The following is a 19,141-nucleotide window of genomic DNA, read 5'->3' on the forward strand; positions in this document are numbered from 1 at the left end:
TGCGGCCGCCGATGGCGTACTGCAGCGACCTCCACTCCGGCGCCGCGGATCCTCGCGCCGTCTCCGACCCGGCGTGCTTTCCCATGTGTCCCTGGCCTACTGAGAAAGCCTTGGGGTATTCAAGGCAGCCGCTCGGGCCTCCGACGCGCGGGGTCGGCGCCGCAGTCCCTGCGCCGGTCAGGCGGCCGGGGCGAAGCCTGTCACCGTGGGGCGTGCCCGTCCCCGGGAAGACGGCGAATTCGCCGGGGCGTCGGCGGTCCACAGGTCGGGCAGGCCGTCACCGGTGAGGTCGCCGTCCGAGCCGATCCGCGTGTGTGCGGCAGCATGGCCGGCCGGGCAGCTGGAGGCGGGATCAGAAGGCTTCAGATCGGGTTGCAGCTCAAATAGGTGATTTCAAGCGTCTCGTCCGCCTCGCTGGAGTCACCAGCGGACAGATCCGGGCTGGTCCAGCTCGAAGCACGGGCGCCCTCAAACTGAATCCGCTTTACCGCGTTGTTCTGCACGTCCACGTATGCCAGAACGATTGCCTGGGTGTCTGTGGCCCTGGACGGATCCCGGGAGTCCGAGATCCACTGAGTGAACTTTTCACTCCTATCCAAGCCGCGCGTGAGAGTCATTGTCCCGGAGAGCTCCGGCGCACCCATGACCAGATCCGGGACCGGCTTCCCATCCGGGGAGTTCTGCACCAACTGGATGAACTCCTGGCTGAACGACACCCCACTGACGCTCTTCAGCGTCTCTACTCGGCGGTCACCCAGCTCAACTTGCCACTGGTACTTGACGGCACTGTCTTCCACAAGTACTCCATTTCGGTGCGCCCGCACGGGGCAGTTCAACAGCCTCGTGATCATGCCCGGCATCCTCGGTCGACACCAGCAACACCCTCCAGAGCTCACCCGAACCGGTGATAGCACCACACCTGTTGCGGCGGATACGCTCGGCTTTAGCGCTGCTGATCTGCACTAACGCGAGACATAGCCACCGCGGCACTTCGAACCCCCAGAGAAGCGGCGTCCTCCTTGTCGGCCTGAACCATGGGGTACTGGCCGCCCGGGGTGGGCTGCACCGGGAGCCGGCCCAGCAGGCTCGCGTTGGAGAGGATCACCCCGCACGGATGCATCGTGATCCCGCGCGGCAGCGCGTCGAGGCCGCGCCGCCCTGATGACCCACATCGGCCGCTGGAACCTCGTCGAACGCACCCCCGCCGACATCGAGGCCGACGTCCGTGCCGCCGCGCCGCCGCGCCGCCGGGAACCGTCGCCGGACTGGACATCACCGCCGATGCCACTGGCCTGACGCTGTTCGCGACGGTGCGGCGCGCTGACGAGCCGGGGTGATCCCCGCAGTCGGCTTCGTGTTCGTCGCCGACGCAGCCTCGATCGTCAGTCGAGGCCTTCGATGATGCGGAAGTCGCGCTCGACGCCGTCAGCAAGTGCGGCCAGCGCCTCCTGGTAGGCCGCACTCGCATGTGCGGCGACCGCCTGTTCGAAGCTGTCGAACTCGATCAGGACGGTGCGCTCGGCGATTCCGGCGTCGTGTGCGACGACCCGGCTGCCGCGGGCGAGCAGCCGCCCGCCCGCGGCCTCGACGACTGGACCAGCCAGCTTGTTGTAGGCAGCCAGCTCCTCGGGGTCCGCAATGGTGCGGTAGGCGCTGACCCAATAGCCCTTGACCACGGATACCTACTGTGTTTGGAATTGATGCTCAGAAAGCATGCTCAGATCCATGGCCGGCGCGCTGTGGGTCAGCGAGCCGACGGAGACGGCGTCGAAGTCGGACGGCTTCGATCCTCAGCTTCCGGTTCGACTCGACCGGCCCAGGCCCGGCACACCGACTGGGGCCGTGATCGGATTGGTCTCGGGTGAGCGTCGGCGGGCGAGGGCGAGGCTGGCCATCGTCGTGATCGCCATCGCGGCGACGCCGACCAGCGCCGCGGTCGTGTAGGCGTCGTCGTTCGGGAAGAGGCGGCCCGTGGCGGTGCCGGCGGCCAGGACCAGACCGCCGATGGCGCTGCCCAGGGAGTACCCGACGCTGCGGACGACGTAGTTGAAGCTCATGGCGCTCGACGTCTCGCTCTTGGGGGTGACGGCCAGGATGACGCCGGGCATGGCGGCCGAGAAGCTGCCGACGCCGAAGCCCAGCACGCCCATGGCCGCGAGCAGCTCGGCCAGGTTGGACCGGGCGGTGGCGAACAGGACGAACCCGCTGCCGACGATGGCGGCGCTGCCGGCCAGGAGCAGGGGGCCGTCGATCCGTTCGCGGACCCGCGGCGTGAGCTTGCCGGCGACGAACCCCAGCACGGAGAACGGGATGAGGACCAGCCCCGCCACGAAGGTGGTCAGTCCGAAGCCGTAGCCGGCGCTGTGCGGCGTCTGCGCGTAGCGGGTTATGAGCGTGAGCAGGAGGTACATGCCGCTCCCGCCGACGAACATGGCGATGTTCGCCCCGGCGACCGCCGGGTGCCGTACCGCCCGGACGTCGACCAGGGGCGTCTTGGTTCGCAGTTCGGAAACGGTCCAGACGCAGAGCAGGAGTACGGCGGCGACGGCAAGGGTCACCGCCACGGCGAGGTGTCGGCTCCACAGGCTCCTCTCGCCGGCCAGGAACAGGACGAGGAGCAGTCCACCCGCCAGGACGAGCGCACCGGCCACGTTCACGTGAGCGGAGCGACCTTCGGGAGCTGCGGGCATGGAGTGCCACGCGGTCACGAAGGCGATGGCGGTGACGAGCAGGCCGAGGCCGTAGGCGGCCCGCAGTCCGCCGAACTCGGCGAGCAGCGCGGCCAGCGGGTAGCCGACGCCGGCTCCGATGATGGAGACCACTGAGATCAGGGCGATCGTGGCCGCGCTGCGCTCCTCGGGAAGATGGTCGCGGGCCACGCCCATCATCAGCGCCGTGAGACCGAGTCCGACGCCTTGGGCCGCTCTGCCCACGAGCAGCCAGGCGAACGGCAGCGGCAGCACGGTGAGCGCGCTGCCGACGACGACGATCGCCAGCGTGGCGAGAATCGTGGCCCGCCGGTGCGGACCGGCTCCGAGCCGGCCGAGTACGGGTGTGGCGACGGCGCCGCTGAGCAAGGCGATGGTCAGCGTCCACTGCGCGCTGTCGAGGGAGACGTGGAACGTGGTCGCCACGCTGGTGATGAGCGGCGTCCCGAGGCTGGCGACCGCCGCCACGACCAGGGCGATGAACATCAGGGCGGGGACCAGCAGACGTGCCTCGGAACGTATCAGAGCAGTGCTCATGGGCTGGTCATGAGCCTGGGCCGCGGTCACCGGTCCGACTCCTCTCGGGCGTGGCTTTCGAGCTCCGCCAGATGCAGCAGCGCCGGAAGGGCTGCTGCCAAGGCCTCGACCTCGTCACCGGTGAGTTCGTCGATCAACCGCGCGTACGCGTCGACGCCCGCCTGGCGTCGCGTCCGGACGTACGACGCGCCGGCCTCAGTCAGGCACACCAGCGTGACCCGCTTGTCGGACGGATCGCCCTTCCGCTCGACCAGCCCGGATTCCTCCATCACCCGGACCAGGACGGTCATCGCGGGCTGGGTGACGCCCTCGGCCACCGCCAGATCGGTGATCCGTCGCGGGCCGGTCTTGTCCAGGGTGGCCAAGGTGGCGGCGGACGTCAGGCTCATGTCGCGGGGAAGGCGTCTCACGGCCCTGGTGGCCAGACCGTAGAGGGCTGACCCGATGGCATCGGAAGCGGCGTGCGCGGCGTCTCGGCGACTCATGCCTGAAGCATAGCGGATTTATATGAATCCTTTATGCATCTCCCGATCAGGGTTCGGCGATACTTGACTTGGAAGCCATCTCATTTGGATGGTTGGGTAGGTTGTCGGTCGTGGCGGGGATTGTTGAGCGGCTGGTGCCGGATGAGTTGTGGGCGCCGTTCCAGCGGGTGGTGCCGGAGGCGCCATTGCGGCCTCAGGGCGGTGGCCGACGTCGGCATGGTGACCGTGAAGTACTGGCCGCGATCGTCTTCGTTGCCACCTCGGGTTGTGCCTGGCAGCAGCTGCCCGCGGCATCGTTCGGGCCATCGGGGGCGACAGCCCACCGACGCTTCTCCGAGTGGACGAAGGCCAGGGTGTGGGCCAAGCTCCACCGCCTGATCCTTGACGAGATCGGCGCCCGCGGCGACCTGGACTGGTCCCGCTGCGCGATCGACGCCGTGAACATGCGGGCCCTGAAAAGGGGACCTGACAGGTCCGAATCCTGTCGACAGGGGCAAGTTCGCATCGAAGATCCACTTGATCACAGAGCGAACGGGTCTGCCCCTGTCCGTCGGAATCTCGGAGGCGAATCTGCACGACAGTCAGGCACTCGAACCCCTCGTACGCGGCATCCCGCCCATCCGTTCACGCCGCGGACGCCGTCGGCGCAAGCCCGCCAAGCTCCATGCAGACAAGGGTTACGACTACGCTCACCTGCGGAATTGGTGACGTCAGCGCGGCATCAAGCACCACATCGCCCGCAGAGGAATCGAGTCCTCACAGCGGCTGGGCCGCCACCGCTGGACCATAGAACGGACCATGGCCTGACTCGCCGGCTGCCGCCGACTCCACCGCCGCTACGAACGCAAGGCCGAGCATTTCCCCGCCTTCACCAGCATCGCCTGCACCCTCATCTGCTACCGCAGACTCACCAAATGAGATGACGTCTGAGCGGGGTCCCAGGCGGAGTGCTCGCCTGCGGAGTCTGTCGTACCCGTACCGCCTTGGACGAAGCTTCCCAGCGGCAACGCGATGCCGCTCCCGATGACTGCGGCAGGCGCCCTGGCGGGTGCCGGGCCGGACGAGGCCGCCGGACCGGCTGGTCAGGGTTGGGCCACAGCCGGTCCGGCAGGCGCCGATCCGCCGGTACGCGAGACGGTCGAGCAGATCGTGCAGGCGGTCCGCCGACAGCGACGACGTGGCCATCCGTGCCCTGCTGGCTGATCTGGCCGCCGTCGCGGACACCGCCGCCCTGCTGTACTTGCGCGAATGGTTGCACGCGCCGCAGTGACCTGCGGCTGGTTCGGCGCTCACTGTCGGCCGGGCCGCGATGCGGTGGCCAGGAGCTCCTCGGCGGCACGGCTGATGAACCGGCGGGTGCCGTCCGGGTTCAGAGCCTGGGCCTGAAGGCGGTCGTACATGACGCTGTAGTGCCGCACGTCGGATCGTTTCTCCAAGTACTGGTCGCTGGTGAACCGTTCCAGATACACCGTCCCCGCCCCGGGAGCGTCCGCGAAGTGAAGGATGGAGAACTGCCCCGAGATGCCCGGGTGGGCCCCCACGTCGTGCGGGAGGATCTGCACGGTGATGTGCGGCTGGGTACTGAGACGGTTCAGGTACTCCAGCTGTTCGCGCATGATCTCCGGGCCGCCGACCACGCGGCGCAGTACCGATTCATCCAGTACGGCCCATAGGCGGAAAGGCCGAGCCGGGTGGTGAGCCCGATGCTGTCGACGCAGCCGGACCTCCAGGCGCGCCGCAATCTGTCCGCCCGTGGCCAGAGGGATCGTTTCCTCGATGACGGACCGGGCGTAAGCGGGCGTTTGCAGCAGGCCGGGGATCACCAGAGGCTCGTAGGAGCGGATCGAGGCGGCTTCCGTCTCCAGGCCGATGTAGACGGCGTACGGGACCTCTCCGCAGGCCACCCACCAGCCCTGTCGGTCCGATTCCGTGGCCATCCGCATCAACGAGTCGACGACGTGCGGGTCGGTGACTTGGTAAACGGCGCACAGGTCCCGCACATCACAGGACTTGATGGCGCGGCGGCCGTTCTCCAACTGGCTGATCTTGGGCTGGGAGATCAACAGGCGCTCGGCCACCTGCGTACTCGTCAGGCCGCGGGCCAGGCGGAGCCGGCGCAGCTCCGCACCCAGCCGACGGCGCCTGACAGTGGGGTTTCCGTTCGCCGCCACGGGCGGTCCACCTCCGGCTCGGGACTGTCTACCAGCCGCGGGAATGCCGCGGCCGGGCCCGGGCGAACGCATTCGCCGTGCAGTGGTGATCCACGAGCCCTGCAGGCGAGTGTCACGTTGCGCAAACGGGCCTGCGTGCACAGCTCGGGCAGGGTTCACCCAGACGCCACGCCCTTCCACCCATTTGCCAGAAAAGCCTGTCCGGGGCGCTGCCGTCCCGGGCGTACAGCGCGGCTCCCCGGTTGATCGCCCTCGGGGGCCCAGCCTGACTCCAGGGGCGGGTCGCAGGAGATGCGGACGTTACGGGCGACGGTCGGGCCGGTGTTCTCGACGACCAGCAGGAGCGCCCCGCCGTCGGGGGTCAGGTTGGATGTCGACGATGACGTACGGCTCGTTCTGCTCACGGTGGATGCGTTCTGCAAGGGCCAGTTGACGACCGGCCGAAGGACGGGCAATGGCTGACTGCCAGACGGCGACGACGGCCGCGATGATGGCGACCATGACCGTCCAGTCGTCTGCCGTCAGGGCCTTGAGGCGTTCGTGGCCTGACGCTGCCGACAGCACGGCACAGGGGGTACTCCCTGGCGCCGGAACGTCAGCCCGGCAGGTTGGTGCTGGGGCGTCAGCGAGCCCCACACCCGCCCGGGGGAACGTCGCGCCAGGATGAGGAGCCCCGAGGGCTCCGCGCCCCTGGGCAGAAGGAGGGCGCATTGACCACCACGAACGTCCGGCGCTACGGCACGGTCTCGGTCAGCGTCAACGGGACACTTGACGAGGACGCGGGCCCGGCGCTCCAGCGGGCGCTGGACAACGTCACCGCTGATGAGCGGGACCTCATGGTCGACCTGCACGGCGCGATGTCCATGGACTCTGCCGGCCTGCTCCACCTCCTGGCCCTGCACCGGCGGGCGGAGAACCTGGGCCTGCGCGTCCTGGTCGTCGGCTGGCAGCCCCAGCCCCAGCAGCTCATGGCCGACGTCGCCGGCATCCGCGGCTCGGCTACCGGAGAGCGCTACGCCGTGTCGGGCTTTCGCCGGCTGATCGAGGAACGGGCGCAGCGCGCACGGGACCTGTCGAATTTCGGTGCTGGATGGCTGTCCGGCTTCTCGTGTGATGCGCCATAAATTTCAGGGTTAAGTCTGCGGTTGGTTACCGGTGGCTGAGGGGGTGATTTTGGTGAGGTAGTCGGCGAGGGACTTGAGGATCTCGTCGGCGGTCTTGGTCCAGGTGAAGGGTTTCGGGTCCTCGTTCCAGGTTTCGATCCAGGCTCGGATGTCGTCTTCCAGTGCTTTCACCGAGGTGTGGACGCCGCGGCGGATGAGCTTGTCGGTCAGCAGACCGAACCACCGCTCGACCTGGTTGATCCAGGACGAGTCTGTGGGGGTGAAGTGGACGTGGAAGCGTGGGTGTCTGGCCAGCCACGTCCTGACCTCAGGGGTGTTGTGGGTGGCGTAGTTGTCGCAGACCAGGTGCACATCGAGCTCGCAGGGCACGGCCTTGTCTATCGTGACCAGAAGCTGCTTGAACTCCTTCGCGCGGTGACGGCGGTGGAGTTCGCCGATGACAGTGCCGTCGGCGATGTTGAAGGCTGTGAAAAGGCTTGTGATGCCGTGCCGCAGGTAGTCGTGGGTGCGGCGCTCGGGCATGCCCGGCATCATCGCCAGCACCGGCTGCGAGCGGTCCAGCGCCTGGATCTGGGACTTCTCGTCCACGCATAACACCACTGCCCGTTCCGGCGGATTGTGGTAGAGCCCGACGACGTCGACGACCTTGTCGACGAACTGCGGATCGGTGGACAGCTTGAAGGAATCCTGCAGGTGCGGCTTGAGATCGAACCGCTTCCAGATCCGGCCGACCGTCGATTTCGACAGCCCCGTGCGAGCGGCCATCGAGGCCCGTGACCAGTGGGTGTCCCGGCCCGGAGTGGACTCCAGCGTCGCCACGATCACGTCCTCGACCTGGTCGAAGAAAATCGAGGACGGCCGACCCGGCCGGGGCTCGTCGGCCAGGCCGTCCAGACCGTGCGCGTGTGCGAGGCCGCCTACCTCCACGCCAGCGACCACCAAGGACTCGACCCAAAAGGTGGCACCCTCACGATCCCCGACGGGATGATCACCTACCAGGTCGTCGTCCGCCGCGAGCGCGTGTACATCGTGCAGATCACAGCCCCGGAGCGGTGAGCACTCCACCCCACTAACCATCAGCGACAGGGCGGGAATTTACGAATGCGGCCCGCTCCCTGGCCGTCAGCCTCCTCGGCTCGTCCCCGGTCTTGACATAGATGAGGGCCGCTCAGCAGCAGCTACGCGGCCCTCATCGTGTGCGCCTCAGATCCTGTCGATGTCGGCGGACAAGTGCGGCGACCCGCTGTTCGGGCCGGGCTGCACGAGGCAGCCCGCACGCGCCGAGCACCGCGCCAAGGTCCGCAGGTGGGCGGGAAAGGTCAGGCCGGGGTGATGTTCTCGGCCTGCGGGCCCTTCTGGCCCTGGGTGACGTCGAACGTCACGATCTGGCCTTCCTGGAGCTCACGGAAGCCCGAGGAGTTGATCGCCGAGTAGTGGGCGAAGACGTCCGGGCCGCCGCCGTCCTGGGCGATGAAGCCGAAGCCCTTCTCCGCGTTGAACCACTTCACAGTTCCCGTAGCCATATCCATGCCTTCCAGTCGATGGACGCCTCCCGCGATGTGCGGTAGGCGGAGGTGATCGCCCTGGTTCCTGCGGCACAGCACAGCAAAACGCCCACGCCTTTGGCGTGGACAAAGGGAACTTCCGAACCACGACAGCTGACCCAGACGGTACACGCCCGCACACCCCGTCACCATGGACAACGACCACGCGTCAGGCCCTGACCGTGCAGATGGGGCCTGCCCACGCGGACGCACCCGCCTCAGGCTTCGGTGGACGGTTCGCTGATTCGGCGGCGCGGCGGTACTCGGAGTTGACGCGCCGGGCTTCCTCTAGCTGGTCTTCGAGGATGACGATGCGGCAGGCGGCCTCGATGGGGGTGCCCTGGTCGGCGAGCTCCCGGGGCGGGCAGCGTGGCGCAGCTGGTAGCGGGAGTAGCGGCGGTGGCTGTCCTCGGAGCGCAGCGGGGTGATGAGGTGAGCTGCCGAGGGCGCGGAGGAAGCCCTGGGTGGTGCCGGGCATCTCGGCGGCGTGGCCCATGGTGTAGGCGGGGTGGTCGTCGTCATCGAGACGGCCAAACGAGTCGTCTGCTGTCGTTTGATTGCCGTGCGTCCCCCGCCTGGCTGCGCTGCCGCAGCTCGCAGTCGAGACGGGGCCGGGGGCTCGACCCGGGCCGCCCGGTATGCGTTCGGTCATCGCTATACGTGAGGGGAGGCAGCTCGCTGCCGTGAGCCGGGCAGGTCGGCCCTGCCCTGCTGCGGTACCGATCCGGATCCTGGCCGCCCGGGCGCCGGCTGCGACGCGCCGGTTCGCCGTGTCGCGCGGCGGCACAGATGAGCCAGGGAGGTGTAGAAGCGGTCAGGGAGGAACACGGCGTCCGCCACGATCATCGCTCCGGAGAAGAGGGGCAGCCCCATGACCACCGCGATGCCGACGTGCATCCCCAGCAACATGGTCAGAACCGGATACTTGAGCCTGCCGAAGAGCACGAACGGGAAGGCGACTTGCAGGAGCACCGTCGCGTAGCTGGCGATCGCGATCAGGACCGCGTAGTCGTCCGCAAAGTGGGAGAGCGCGGGCCAGGGCTGGAAGAGTTCGAGGTTGAGGACGTAGTGGAGGGCGGTCCCGCCGCCCCAGGAAGCGCCCTGGACCTTGTACAGGCCGGCTGACCCATAGAGGAAGCAGACCTCTGCTGCCATGACGAAGATGCCGCAGTTGTGCACGACCGTCGTCAAGGTGCTGCGCGCTTGACGGAGTCGGGGCAACGAGAGTCTTCCCTCCGGTTCGGGACCGCTGCCCGTACGAGCCGCCTTGAGACGGTTCCTGCGTGCGTCCAGGGACCAGCGGCGACCGCACGCGGTGAAGACGAGATAGACGGCCATCAGCAGGATCAGATTGTCCCCGCCGTCCGTCATGAAGATCGCTCTTGCATGGAACGAGGTCACCACGACGGCGAACAGGACGGAGATGGCGCGGGTCCGCCACCCCAGCATGAACAGCGCGGACGTGAAGAGGGCCGTCACGTAGCAGAGTTCGAAGTAGGTCGGGTTGTCGGAGAGGGTCAGGATGCTGTTCCAGCCCGTCTGTGCGAAGAGCTGCTCCGCAAGCGCGGGCGTCCACGGGGAGCCGGGACCCCAGATCTCGTGACGGTGCGGGAACTCGCGCAGAAGGAAGGCCAGGTAGAGCATTCCGTAGCCGGCGCGCATGACCGATACGGCGTACAGGGACACCGGCCGGCCGGTCAGGAGCGCGACGAACCGCTGGGCTGCGCCCGCGGTCCTCTGGTAGGCGGTGCCCCCCGGTCCAGCTGCCGTGAACGGGGGCTGGGTGATGTGCTCAATTCCCACGGGGGGTCACCTTCCACCAGGGCAGAAGCCGCTCTTCGGCGGGCGACGGCGGGCGGTTGCCGGACGCTGCGCCCTGCGCGGCGACGGGCAACGTGAGGACACGAAGCTGGATGAAGCCGAAGGTGGCGCCGTGGTCGTGGGCGGCGACCCGGTCCGCGGCGATGTTGCGCAGGTACTCCTGCATCATCACGGCGCGATCCGAGTCCGCCCTGTCGTCTGCGCCGTGCGTGTCGACGTAGGAGGTCCAGGCGCGACGCAAGAGATTCTGTGTCGTATGGCTCGGGAACACGTTGTGTTTGACTGCGGAATTGTCTACGACTGTCAGATCGGCCCAGCTGCTCACCTGAGTCGAACCGTCCGGGGCAGTGCGTGCGGTTCTCGCGAGAATGCGCCGGTTGACGGAGTCTGGATCCGGGGCGAAAAGCCGCCAATTCTGCTCGAAGAGGGGATACACCCATGCGTTGATCTGAGGGCCGTACCGATTCGAGACGGCATTGGGGGGAGCCACGTGGAGGAACACCAGAACCACATGGGTCAAAGTCGTCGCCAGGCACAGGGCCACGACGGTCCGCAGTGCCGCTGCCAGTAGACGGGAACGACGGGGCTGCCGGCACGGCGTGGCTGCTTCATCGTGACGCGCCCGGAGGTCCGGTTCGGAACCGGACACCCGGAGTTCCTTCACGGCCGCTGATTCAATTCCGCTCAACACCGGCCCACCCTGCCTTCCTCATATCAACTGCTCGCGTCTGGATTTCCTGCTGAATCCGGCGGCGGCGCACGACGGAGTCGAAGGGGCTCCGCCGCGCGCCGCTGTCCGACGAGCGGACCTCGTGCAGTCCGCTGCCTAACCCTCGGTGCTCATGGGCTTGCTGCCGTATCCGTAGTCGTGGTCATGGCCGTGGCCGTGGCCGTGGTACTCGCCGTAGCCCGGCTTGCCGGGCTTCTCGCCGTGCTCATAGTCGGGCTTGCCCGGCTTCTCGCCCTGCTCGTGGCCGGGCTTGCCGCCGTGCTCATAGTCGGGCTTGCCGGGTCCCTCGCCCTGCTCGTGGCCGGGCTTGCCGCCGTTCTCGTGGCCGGGCTTGCCGCCGTTCTCGTGGCCGGGCTTGCCGCCGTTCTCGTGGCCGGGCTTGCCGGGTCCCTCACCCTGCTCGTGGCCGGGCTTGCCGCCGTGCTCGTGGCCGGGCTTGCCGCCGTTCCCGCCCGTAACGTTCCCGCCGGTGATGTTCCCACCGGTGATGCTTCCACCGGTGGTGTGACCGCCCGTGGTGTTCCCCGAGGTGCTCGCTCCCGTCGTGTTGCCCGCGACGTTCCCCGAGGTGTTGCCGGAGATGTTGCCCGAGGTGCCGCCTGTCACGAGGTTGGCGATCGGGCCGCCCAGGAGGCCACCTCCCGTCGTCACGCCGCCGAGCACGCCACCAAGGACGCCCGAGGTCGCACCCAAAGTGGTCGTGCCGGTCGTGGTGCCGGTGGTCGTGCCGGTCGTGGTGCCAGTGGTCGTGCCGGTGGTCGTTCCCGTCGTCGTTCCGGTCGTCGTTCCACCCGTGCCGCCGGTCGCGCACGTCCCGAGGAAGATCCGGTTGTTGTCGAGCGTCACCTCGCCGTTACGGGCCAGCGCCCGGCCCTCGATGTTCGCCCTCGTGGTCACGAAGATCGAGGTCAGAGCCATGATGGTGCCCACGAAGGTCGAGTCGGTGCCGAGGGTCGCCGAACTCCCGATCTGCCAGAACACGTTGCACGGCGAAGCGCCGTTCGTGAGCAGGACCCGGCTGGAGGATGCCGTCGTCAGGGCTTCCGGAATCTGGAACACCCACACCGCGTTGGGGTCTCCCCCGGCGTTCAGGATCAGGTCGCCGGTGAGGCCGACACCGGACGTAGCCTTGTAGACGCCCGGCAGCAGCGTTTGGCCCGCGCCGATCCCCGCCGCAAGCGCGAAGTCCTGGGCCTGGCCCGCCGCATTGTTGTACGCCACGGTCAGATCGCTCTTGGCTTGGAGGGCCGCAGCGTCCGCAGCGTGCACGGCACCGAGCACCAGGCCGGGCGGGAATCCGGTGATGGCCGGGTTCGGGTGCGTCCCGAGGTCGTGGCTGATCACCGAGGGGCCGGTATTGGTGACTCCCTGACCTGCCAGAACGGAGTAGCTGGCGGTCGTGCCCAGAGGTACGGGTGTTGCGATGGCCGACGCCTGCGTCGACGTCGTGGCGACCATCGCAGCGGCAACCGTTGCGGCAAGGGCCGAGGTCAGCCAGCCGGACAGAGGACGGAGTCGAGGCGCTTGAGGAAATCTCAGCTTCATCGAGAGGCCATTTTCTGTGGGGGCCGTGGCGTGCCGGGCCCTAACCGATTGCCCGGGAAGCCGTACTAGTGAGATGGCATATTACGCAGGGAGTTGAGCACGGAAATTTCAAGCTGTAGGGCGAGGCCTGCGGTTGACGGCGGAGCGACGTAATATGCGCCCTTAATATCTGAGTTTATATGGATGGCCATCCGATGCAATGCCCGGGCGTAGGGGCGTTCATTACCCCTATGTGGGCCATCGACTTCAGGCCAGTCCGACAATCCCACCCCCGGCATACATGCGGAAGTGCCGCCATTCCAGTGATTCGACGAAATCCGAAGTGAGCGGGCGTGGCGACAACAAGAAAACCCTCACCGCATCGTCATATGGGTGGGAGTATTCGCCCACCTGTATGGCACTTCCCTGCCTGGACGATGTTCGCGTACCAAAGTGACCTCTTCGACCTGCTGATGCTGGATGGCACGGGCTTCGCCCACTGCCATCGGTGCATCGAGAAGGTTCTGCACCTGCTCCGACCGAAAGGGCCGGGCTTTACCGGCAACACCCAGCCTCGTCCATACAGCCGGGCGTTCTCCCCGAACTTGCGGTGCGGAGCGGTCACCGCACGGCCGCCGGTCTGCGGGCCCGGCCCCTGGTAGCTGACATCGGCGAAGATCTCCACAGCGGGCCCACGCCCGTAACTTGAAGACCCCATGGTCAGGCGGGGCTCAACGCCGCATGCTGGGTGGGCGCAAACCGGCCAGGTCGGAGGAGGTGTTGGAGGCCGCGGATCCGGTTCGCCTACGCGGCCCCCTCGCCGGTGACTTCGCTCGCCGCGCCATGAGCACCCGGGGCGCAGTCGCTGCGACGACATCTCAGTGGTCGGCAGGGTCCTGGAATCGCATAGCGCCGATGTGCCCGTAGCAGAGGGCGGCCACGATCACAGTGTGTCCTGCCCTCGCTCTAATGCTGTGACTGTCGCCCATGCCCGCGCCGGTGCTCGGGGGCGAGCGCCAGGTCCCCCAGGGGTACGGACCCCGGGCCATCGGTGCATAGGAGCGCGTCTCACAGCTCAAACAGCGCGTCGTTCCGGAAGAGTCCACGCTCCTAGGCAGTGTCTTCAAAGGGGCTTGAGCCAGAGAATCAGGGACGCGATGGTGACGGCTGCCTGGTAGGACTCGCGGGTTTTGTCGTAGCGAGTGGCGATCGCGCGGTACTGCTTGAGGCGGTTGAAGCAGCGTTCGACGACGTTGTGTTTCTTGTAGAGCTCCTTGTAGAAGGCGCACGGTCTGCCTCCGTCGCGGCCTCTGCGGGATCGGTTGGCCCGCTGGTCGCGGCGTTCGGGAATGGTGTGGCCGATCCCGCGTTTGCGCAGGTAAGCGCGTATCTTGCGGGAGCTGTAGCCCTTGTCTCCCAAGACGTGGTTCGGGCGGGTTCGGGGCCGTCCGGGCCCGGCCCTGCGGACCTTGATGGTGTCCATGACCTCCTCGAAGTGGGTGCAGTCGGCTGCATTGCCGCCGGTGAGGACGAAGCCGAGCGGCCGGCCGCGACCGTCGCAGGCCAGGTGGATTTTCGTGGTCAGTCCGCCTCAGGATCGTCCGAGGGCGTGATCACATACTTCGTCCCCCTGCTCCGCCCCTTTTTTCGGGCGCCCGCAGCATGCTGATGGGCCCGCGCAACCGTAGAGTCGACCGACACCAGCCAGTCGATGTCACCAGTCACATCCTTCTCCGCCTGGACCGCGGCCAGCATCCGCGTGAACGTCCCATCCAGCGCCCACCTGCGAAAACGCGTGTACAGAGTCCGCCAGGATCCGTACCGCTCCGGCACATCACGCCACGCCGACCCCGTCCGCAGCTTCCACACGATCCCGTTCAGCACCCGCCGGTCGTCCAGCCGCGGCCGCCCCGACGGCGACCGCGGCAACAACGCGGACAACGCTTCCCACTCCAGATCCGACAGCTCATGACGACGCACCATGCAACACATGATTCCCCATCAGAACCCTTTGAAGACACTGCCTAGTGCTGCCCCGCGGAAGCTCGTGGAGGGGTGTTGATCAGGGCGTGGGGTCACCGAGGTGGAAGCCACAGTCACAGTCCAGGGTTTCTTCTACGCGGACGCTCCAGCCATGTACCGATGAACCTGACGGACGCTCCGATCCGGGCCTTCGGGGACCCGTTCCGCGTCATCCCCGCCACTCTGCCGGTCACCCGGATCGGGGTCCTGGCGACGGGGTACGGCACGCACGTGACGGGGTTCGGCAGCTTCCTCACCTGAGCGGAGCAGGAAAAGAGCTGGCCCACTACCAAGCGGGCCAGGTAGGTTCGCGCGGTGAACCACGCTGACACCGTAGAGCTACGAGTCGCGACCCCGGCCGACGCCGCCGCCATAGCCCACATCCACATGAGTTCGCGAGCCGCGACCATGCCGTACCTGCCCCCGCAGAAGCGCAACCACGAGCAGGTGACCCGTTGGGCAGCGGAGGTCCTCCTCGTGGAGTGCCAGACCTGGGTCGCGGTGCGCGGCACGGAGGTCCTCGGCTACGCGGGCCTTGAGAGTGACGTACTCGAACACCTCTATCTGCTCCCGGACGTCCGCCGCCAGGGCGTCGGCACGCTGCTGCTCGACGAGGTCAAGCGCAACAGCCCCGGCGGCCTGCGCCTGCAGGTGTTCGAGCAGAACATCGAGGCCCGCACGTTCTACCAGCGCCACGGCTTCACCGTCCTCGCCACCGACGACGGCAGCGGCAACATGGAGAACCTGCCCGACCTGACGCTGGGATGGGCCCCAGGTGTCTAGTGCCATTCCGCGGCCGGGGTGTCGAGGTAGAGGCCTCCGGCGCAGGTGAGGCAGTCCTCGGGGCTGCTGGCGGGCAGGCCCGAGGGGAGGTAGTTGTCCTCGTACTTGCCGTTGCTGGCGAGGTATAGGGCGAAGTCCCAGGTGTGGAGCGTGCCGGTGAAGCGCAGGTGGCACAGGGGGACGGGTTCGCCCTCGTCCTTCAACTGGGCTGCCACATAGGCGAATCCGGCGCGGAAGCGGACCTCGACGGGCCCGGCCTGGGACCAGCGGGTCCTGGAATGGGCGTTCAACCGAGTGCGCAGGTGGCGCTGCATGGACTCGGGCGGCTTCTTGGGCACGCCCCCAGCGTGCCGTCTCGGCCGGCGATCCGTCATGATCTTCGGCCGTGGGCGCGAACGAGCAGGCCAACGGTGCAGTGGTGGCGGTGGCGGTGGAACTGACAGCGGAGGTGCGAACGCTGCTGGAGCGGACGGCCGCCGCCGCGAAGGCGGCCGTCCGTGACACGATTCGGGCAAGGATCGTGCTGGCCTCCGCGGAGGGCTTGTCCAACGCGGAGATCACCCGCCGGCTGCTCGTCGCGGTCAACACCGTCCGCAAGTGGCGGGGCCGCTTCGCCGCGCTGGGACCAGCGGGGTTGGCCGACGCCGACCGCGTCGGGCGTCCGCACCAGTACGGCGACCTCGTCCGGGTCGCGGTCGTGGCGGCGGTCACCAGCTGTGTCCCCGACGGTGCGGCGGCCTGGGCGCACGTCGCGATCGCCGAGCGGGTCGCGGCCGCCGTCTTCGCCCCGGTCTCACGGGCCTGGGCCGGACGCGTCCTTGCCGACCTGGACCTCAAGCCGCACAAGGTCACCAGCTGGCTCACCCGCCGCGACACCCCCGAATTCTGGGAACGCGCCCGCGACATCTGCGAGTTATCCCGCAACCCGCCCACGGGCGCGGTAGTGCTGTCCATCGACGAGAAGACCGCCATCGCCGCCCGCTCCCGCAAGCACCCCACCCGCCCCGCCGCCCCCGGATGCCCGGCACGCCGGGAGTTCGAATACGTCCGCCACGGCACCGCCTCACTGGTAGCCGCCCTGGACGTGACCAGCGGCGAAGTCCTCACCGAGGTCATCGCCCGCAACAACGCCGCCACTTTCACCACCTTCCTCGACCAACTCGACGCCGCGATCGACCGGGCAAGGACATCCACGTCGTCCTGGACAACGGCTCCGCGCACACCGCCCGATACACCAAGACGTGGCTGGCCGACCACTCGCGCTGGCACGTGCACTGGACCCCGCCGCACGCCTCGTGGCTCAACCAGATCGAACTCGTCTTCTCCGCCCTGACCCGCCGCGTCCTACGCCACGGCGACTTCTCCAGCCGCGACGACCTCATCGACACGATGGACACTTACATGATCAAGCGCAACGAGACCGCCCGGCCCTTCAAGTGGACCTACGCCGCCAGCCCGCTCCAAGCAGGCCGAACACCCCTCCACGAATATTCGAGGAGCAGTACTAGTGTGATGCGCCGGAAATCTCAGGGTTAAGTCTGTAGCCTGTTGGCATGTCGCCGGGTCCTCGTGCCGTTAAAGTCCGCCTGTCCGATGAGGAACGCGCGGAGTTGTCTCGTTGGGCGAGTGGGGCGGTGGCGCCGCGGTTCGCGGAGCGGGCGCGCATCGTGCTGGCGTGTACGGGCGGGGCGCCGAACGCGCGGGTGGCGGTGGAGGTCGGCGTGACCGCCGCGACGGTGAGGAAATGGCGTGGGAAATTCGCTGCTGAGGGGATGGTGGGGCTTGAGGATGCCGCTCGCATCGGCCGGCCGAAGGCCGAGCTGGTTCTGAGCGAGGCCGAACGGGACCAGCTGATCCGGTGGGCCAGGCGCGCGAAGACCGCCCAGTACCTGGCACTGCGTGCGAGGATCGTGCTGCGTTGTGCGGAAGGCGGGACGAACAAGCAGGCCGCGGCCGAGCTTGGCATCGACACCTCGACCGTGGACCGCTGGCGCAGTCGTTTCATCGCTGACCGTTTGGACGGTCTGGCCGATGGGCCCAGGCCGGGCCGGCCGTCCTCGATCCTCCTCGACCAGGTCGAGGACGTGATCGTGGCGACGCTGGAGTCCACTCCGGGCCGGGACACCCACTGGTCACGGGCCTCGATGGCCGCTCGCACGGGGCTGTCGAAATCGACGGTCGGCCGGATCTGGAAACGGTTCGACCTCAAGCCGCACCTGCAGGATTCCTTCAAACTGTCCACCGATCCGCAGTTCGTCGACAAGGTCGTCGACGTCGTCGGGCTCTACCACAATCCGCCCGAACGGGCAGTGGTGTTATGCGTGGACGAGAAGAGCCAGATCCAGGCGCTGGACCGCTCGCAGCCGGTGCTGGCGATGATGCCGGGCATGCCCGAGCGTCGCACCCACGACTACCTGCGACATGGCATCACAAGCCTCTTCGCCGCCTTCAACATCGCCGACGGCACCGTCATCAGCGAACACCACCGCCGTCACCGCGCGAAGGAGTTCAAGAAGTTCCTGGTCACGATAGACAAGGCCGTGCCCCACGAGCTCGACGTGCACCTGGTCTGCGACAACTACGCCACCCACAACACCCCCGAGATCAAGACGTGGCTGGCCAAACACCCCCGCTTCCACATCCACTTCACCCCCACAGGCTCCTCCTGGATCAACCAGGTCGAACGGTGGTTCGGTCTCCTCACCGACAAGCTCATCCGCCGCGGCGTCCACACCTCGGTGAAAGCACTGGAAGACGACATCCGGGCCTGGATCGAGACCTGGAACCAGAACCCGAAACCCTTCACCTGGACGAAGAGCGCCGACGAGATCCTCAAGTCCCTCGCCGACTACCTCACCAAAATCACCCCATCAGCCACCAACAACCAGCCGCAGACTTAACCCTGAGATTTCCGGCGCATCACACTAGGAGGAGCCGGTCGAGCGTTTCCGCTTCGCGGTCCGTGGGAATCACATCGTGAGATACCGTGCGGGACATGGGTGAGTTGATCTTGATCAGGCATGGCCAGACCGAATGGAGCATGTCGGGCCAGCACGCCGGCCGCACCGACATTCCGCTGACTGACGCGGGCGAGGCTGCAGCCAAGGCACTCGCGCCGAGGCTGGCCCAACGCCATCTGGTCGCTGTTTTCAGCAGTCCACTGAGTCGCGCCATGCGCACGGCCGAGCTGGCGGGCCTGACCGGTGTCAAGGCCGAACCCGACCTGCTGGAGTGGGACTACGGCGGCTACGAGGGCATGACTGCAGAGCAGATCCAGGAGATGAGGCCGGGCTGGGACCTGTGGCGGGACGGCGTCATTCCCGGCGACGGCGCCCATCCTGGCGAGCAGCTCCATCAGGTGGCCGCGCGGACCGACGCGGTGCTCGACCGGATCCAGCCGCTGCTGAACGACGGTGACGTCGCCGTTGTTGCTCACGGTCATCTAGCGCGCGTGCTCACCGCGCGCTGGCTCGGCCTCGACGCGTCAGCCAGCCGACTGCTCGGCCACCCGCACCCAGGCACTCTCAGCTTCCTGGCCACCGAGCGCGGGCAGCCGTTCATCTCGGCCTGGAACGTCCCGTAGAGGCGGCCCGGCAAGCAGGCCGGGGGTTCCAAGTCCCTGCGTCGAAGCAACCGAGTCAGGGGCGGAAGGTGGCTTTGTTCACGAGAGACGGTTCTGGCTCACTTTCCGT

The 19,141-nt window shown here is 67.6% G+C and carries 19 protein-coding genes and 5 pseudogenes; 10 read left to right on the forward strand and 14 right to left on the reverse strand.

Features of this window, described 5'->3' with window-relative positions; all coding sequences use genetic code 11:
* Window positions 1-362 precede the first annotated feature (362 nt).
* On the reverse strand, window positions 363-851 hold the full coding sequence (locus OHA65_RS00405; RefSeq protein ID WP_329312210.1) for a phage tail protein: 489 nt from the start codon (window positions 849-851) through the stop codon (window positions 363-365).
* Window positions 852-1,161: 310 nt separating this feature from the next.
* Between OHA65_RS00405 and OHA65_RS00410 the strand changes: the two genes are divergently transcribed.
* Window positions 1,162-1,296: a hypothetical protein gene (locus tag OHA65_RS00410; protein ID WP_327286045.1), complete on the forward strand. Its 135-nt coding sequence runs from the start codon at window positions 1,162-1,164 to the stop codon at window positions 1,294-1,296.
* An 86-nt stretch (window positions 1,297-1,382) separates the two neighbouring features.
* On the opposite strand, the gene OHA65_RS00415 is transcribed toward OHA65_RS00410, so the two are convergent.
* From OHA65_RS00415 to OHA65_RS00425, 3 genes are all read right to left on the reverse strand, one after another.
* On the reverse strand, window positions 1,383-1,676 hold the full coding sequence (locus OHA65_RS00415; protein WP_405760639.1) for a DUF1330 domain-containing protein: 294 nt from the start codon (window positions 1,674-1,676) through the stop codon (window positions 1,383-1,385).
* 114 nt (window positions 1,677-1,790) lie between these two features.
* Window positions 1,791-3,245: an MFS transporter gene (locus OHA65_RS00420; protein ID WP_405760642.1), complete on the reverse strand. Its 1,455-nt coding sequence runs from the start codon at window positions 3,243-3,245 to the stop codon at window positions 1,791-1,793.
* A gap of 26 nt (window positions 3,246-3,271) precedes the next feature.
* On the reverse strand, window positions 3,272-3,730 hold the full coding sequence (locus OHA65_RS00425) for a MarR family transcriptional regulator (RefSeq protein WP_327281047.1): 459 nt from the start codon (window positions 3,728-3,730) through the stop codon (window positions 3,272-3,274).
* A gap of 119 nt (window positions 3,731-3,849) precedes the next feature.
* Here OHA65_RS00425 and OHA65_RS00430 point away from each other — a divergent pair.
* Window positions 3,850-4,648: pseudogene (locus tag OHA65_RS00430) on the forward strand (IS5 family transposase).
* Window positions 4,649-5,019: 371 nt separating this feature from the next.
* Here the strand turns inward: OHA65_RS00430 and OHA65_RS00435 are convergent.
* Both OHA65_RS00435 and OHA65_RS00440 read right to left on the reverse strand, forming a co-directional pair.
* On the reverse strand, window positions 5,020-5,901 hold the full coding sequence (locus OHA65_RS00435; RefSeq protein WP_405760645.1) for a helix-turn-helix domain-containing protein: 882 nt from the start codon (window positions 5,899-5,901) through the stop codon (window positions 5,020-5,022).
* A gap of 300 nt (window positions 5,902-6,201) precedes the next feature.
* The gene (locus OHA65_RS00440; protein WP_405760648.1) at window positions 6,202-6,465 is read right to left on the reverse strand and encodes a hypothetical protein; all 264 of its coding nucleotides are present in this window, start codon (window positions 6,463-6,465) and stop codon (window positions 6,202-6,204) included.
* Between the two features lie 146 nt (window positions 6,466-6,611).
* Between OHA65_RS00440 and OHA65_RS00445 the strand changes: the two genes are divergently transcribed.
* The gene (locus OHA65_RS00445; protein ID WP_405760651.1) at window positions 6,612-7,025 is read left to right on the forward strand and encodes an STAS domain-containing protein; all 414 of its coding nucleotides are present in this window, start codon (window positions 6,612-6,614) and stop codon (window positions 7,023-7,025) included.
* 9 nt (window positions 7,026-7,034) lie between these two features.
* On the opposite strand, the pseudogene OHA65_RS00450 reads toward OHA65_RS00445, so the two are convergent.
* Window positions 7,035-7,919 (reverse strand): annotated as a pseudogene (locus OHA65_RS00450) (IS630 family transposase); the annotation flags it as partial.
* A gap of 9 nt (window positions 7,920-7,928) precedes the next feature.
* Here OHA65_RS00450 and OHA65_RS00455 point away from each other — a divergent pair.
* The gene (locus OHA65_RS00455) at window positions 7,929-8,081 is read left to right on the forward strand and encodes a hypothetical protein (protein ID WP_327286046.1); all 153 of its coding nucleotides are present in this window, start codon (window positions 7,929-7,931) and stop codon (window positions 8,079-8,081) included.
* Window positions 8,082-8,344: 263 nt separating this feature from the next.
* Here OHA65_RS00455 and OHA65_RS00460 read toward each other — a convergent pair whose 3' ends face one another.
* The 6 genes and pseudogenes from OHA65_RS00460 to OHA65_RS00485 all read right to left on the reverse strand — a co-directional run bounded on the left by OHA65_RS00460 (window position 8,345) and on the right by OHA65_RS00485 (window position 14,627).
* A complete protein-coding gene (locus OHA65_RS00460) occupies window positions 8,345-8,548 on the reverse strand; it encodes a cold-shock protein (RefSeq protein ID WP_053751759.1) in 204 nt (67 codons plus the stop codon).
* A 190-nt stretch (window positions 8,549-8,738) separates the two neighbouring features.
* A pseudogene (locus OHA65_RS00465) lies at window positions 8,739-9,065 on the reverse strand (MerR family transcriptional regulator).
* A 158-nt stretch (window positions 9,066-9,223) separates the two neighbouring features.
* Window positions 9,224-10,372 (reverse strand): HTTM domain-containing protein, encoded by a 1,149-nt coding sequence (locus OHA65_RS00470; protein WP_405760655.1) that lies wholly within the window; start codon window positions 10,370-10,372, stop codon window positions 9,224-9,226.
* Entirely contained in the window at window positions 10,362-11,039 is a 678-nt protein-coding gene (locus OHA65_RS00475; RefSeq protein ID WP_405760657.1) for a DUF5819 family protein, read from the reverse strand. The genes OHA65_RS00470 and OHA65_RS00475 overlap by 11 nt, the downstream gene beginning before the upstream one ends.
* Window positions 11,040-11,216: 177 nt before the next feature.
* The gene (locus tag OHA65_RS00480) at window positions 11,217-12,665 is read right to left on the reverse strand and encodes an ice-binding family protein (protein ID WP_328761048.1); all 1,449 of its coding nucleotides are present in this window, start codon (window positions 12,663-12,665) and stop codon (window positions 11,217-11,219) included.
* A 1,102-nt stretch (window positions 12,666-13,767) separates the two neighbouring features.
* Window positions 13,768-14,627, reverse strand: a pseudogene (locus OHA65_RS00485) (IS5 family transposase).
* A gap of 159 nt (window positions 14,628-14,786) precedes the next feature.
* On the opposite strand from OHA65_RS00485, the gene OHA65_RS00490 reads away from it, so the two are divergent.
* Both OHA65_RS00490 and OHA65_RS00495 read left to right on the forward strand, forming a co-directional pair.
* Window positions 14,787-14,927, forward strand: a complete 141-nt coding sequence (locus OHA65_RS00490; RefSeq protein WP_327281053.1) for a hypothetical protein — start codon at window positions 14,787-14,789, stop codon at window positions 14,925-14,927.
* A gap of 54 nt (window positions 14,928-14,981) precedes the next feature.
* Entirely contained in the window at window positions 14,982-15,449 is a 468-nt protein-coding gene (locus tag OHA65_RS00495) for a GNAT family N-acetyltransferase (protein WP_327281054.1), read from the forward strand.
* On the opposite strand, the gene OHA65_RS00500 is transcribed toward OHA65_RS00495, so the two are convergent.
* The gene (locus tag OHA65_RS00500; RefSeq protein ID WP_327281055.1) at window positions 15,446-15,787 is read right to left on the reverse strand and encodes a hypothetical protein; all 342 of its coding nucleotides are present in this window, start codon (window positions 15,785-15,787) and stop codon (window positions 15,446-15,448) included. The two genes, OHA65_RS00495 and OHA65_RS00500, sit on opposite strands and share 4 nt — an antisense overlap.
* A gap of 110 nt (window positions 15,788-15,897) precedes the next feature.
* Here OHA65_RS00500 and OHA65_RS00505 point away from each other — a divergent pair.
* The 4 genes and pseudogenes from OHA65_RS00505 to OHA65_RS00520 form a co-directional block, all read left to right on the forward strand.
* A pseudogene (locus tag OHA65_RS00505) lies at window positions 15,898-16,611 on the forward strand (IS630 family transposase); the annotation flags it as partial.
* Window positions 16,612-16,649: 38 nt separating this feature from the next.
* On the forward strand, window positions 16,650-16,985 hold the full coding sequence (locus OHA65_RS00510; protein ID WP_405763349.1) for a transposase: 336 nt from the start codon (window positions 16,650-16,652) through the stop codon (window positions 16,983-16,985).
* A 17-nt stretch (window positions 16,986-17,002) separates the two neighbouring features.
* Window positions 17,003-18,349, forward strand: coding sequence for an IS630 family transposase (locus tag OHA65_RS00515; RefSeq protein ID WP_405760662.1), 1,347 nt, complete (start codon window positions 17,003-17,005; stop codon window positions 18,347-18,349).
* Window positions 18,350-18,444: 95 nt separating this feature from the next.
* A complete protein-coding gene (locus OHA65_RS00520; RefSeq protein WP_327281058.1) occupies window positions 18,445-19,032 on the forward strand; it encodes a histidine phosphatase family protein in 588 nt (195 codons plus the stop codon).
* Window positions 19,033-19,141 lie beyond the last annotated feature (109 nt).

The sequence above is a fragment of the Streptomyces sp. NBC_00045 genome, assembly GCF_045041095.1.
Classification (GTDB): domain Bacteria; phylum Actinomycetota; class Actinomycetes; order Streptomycetales; family Streptomycetaceae; genus Streptomyces.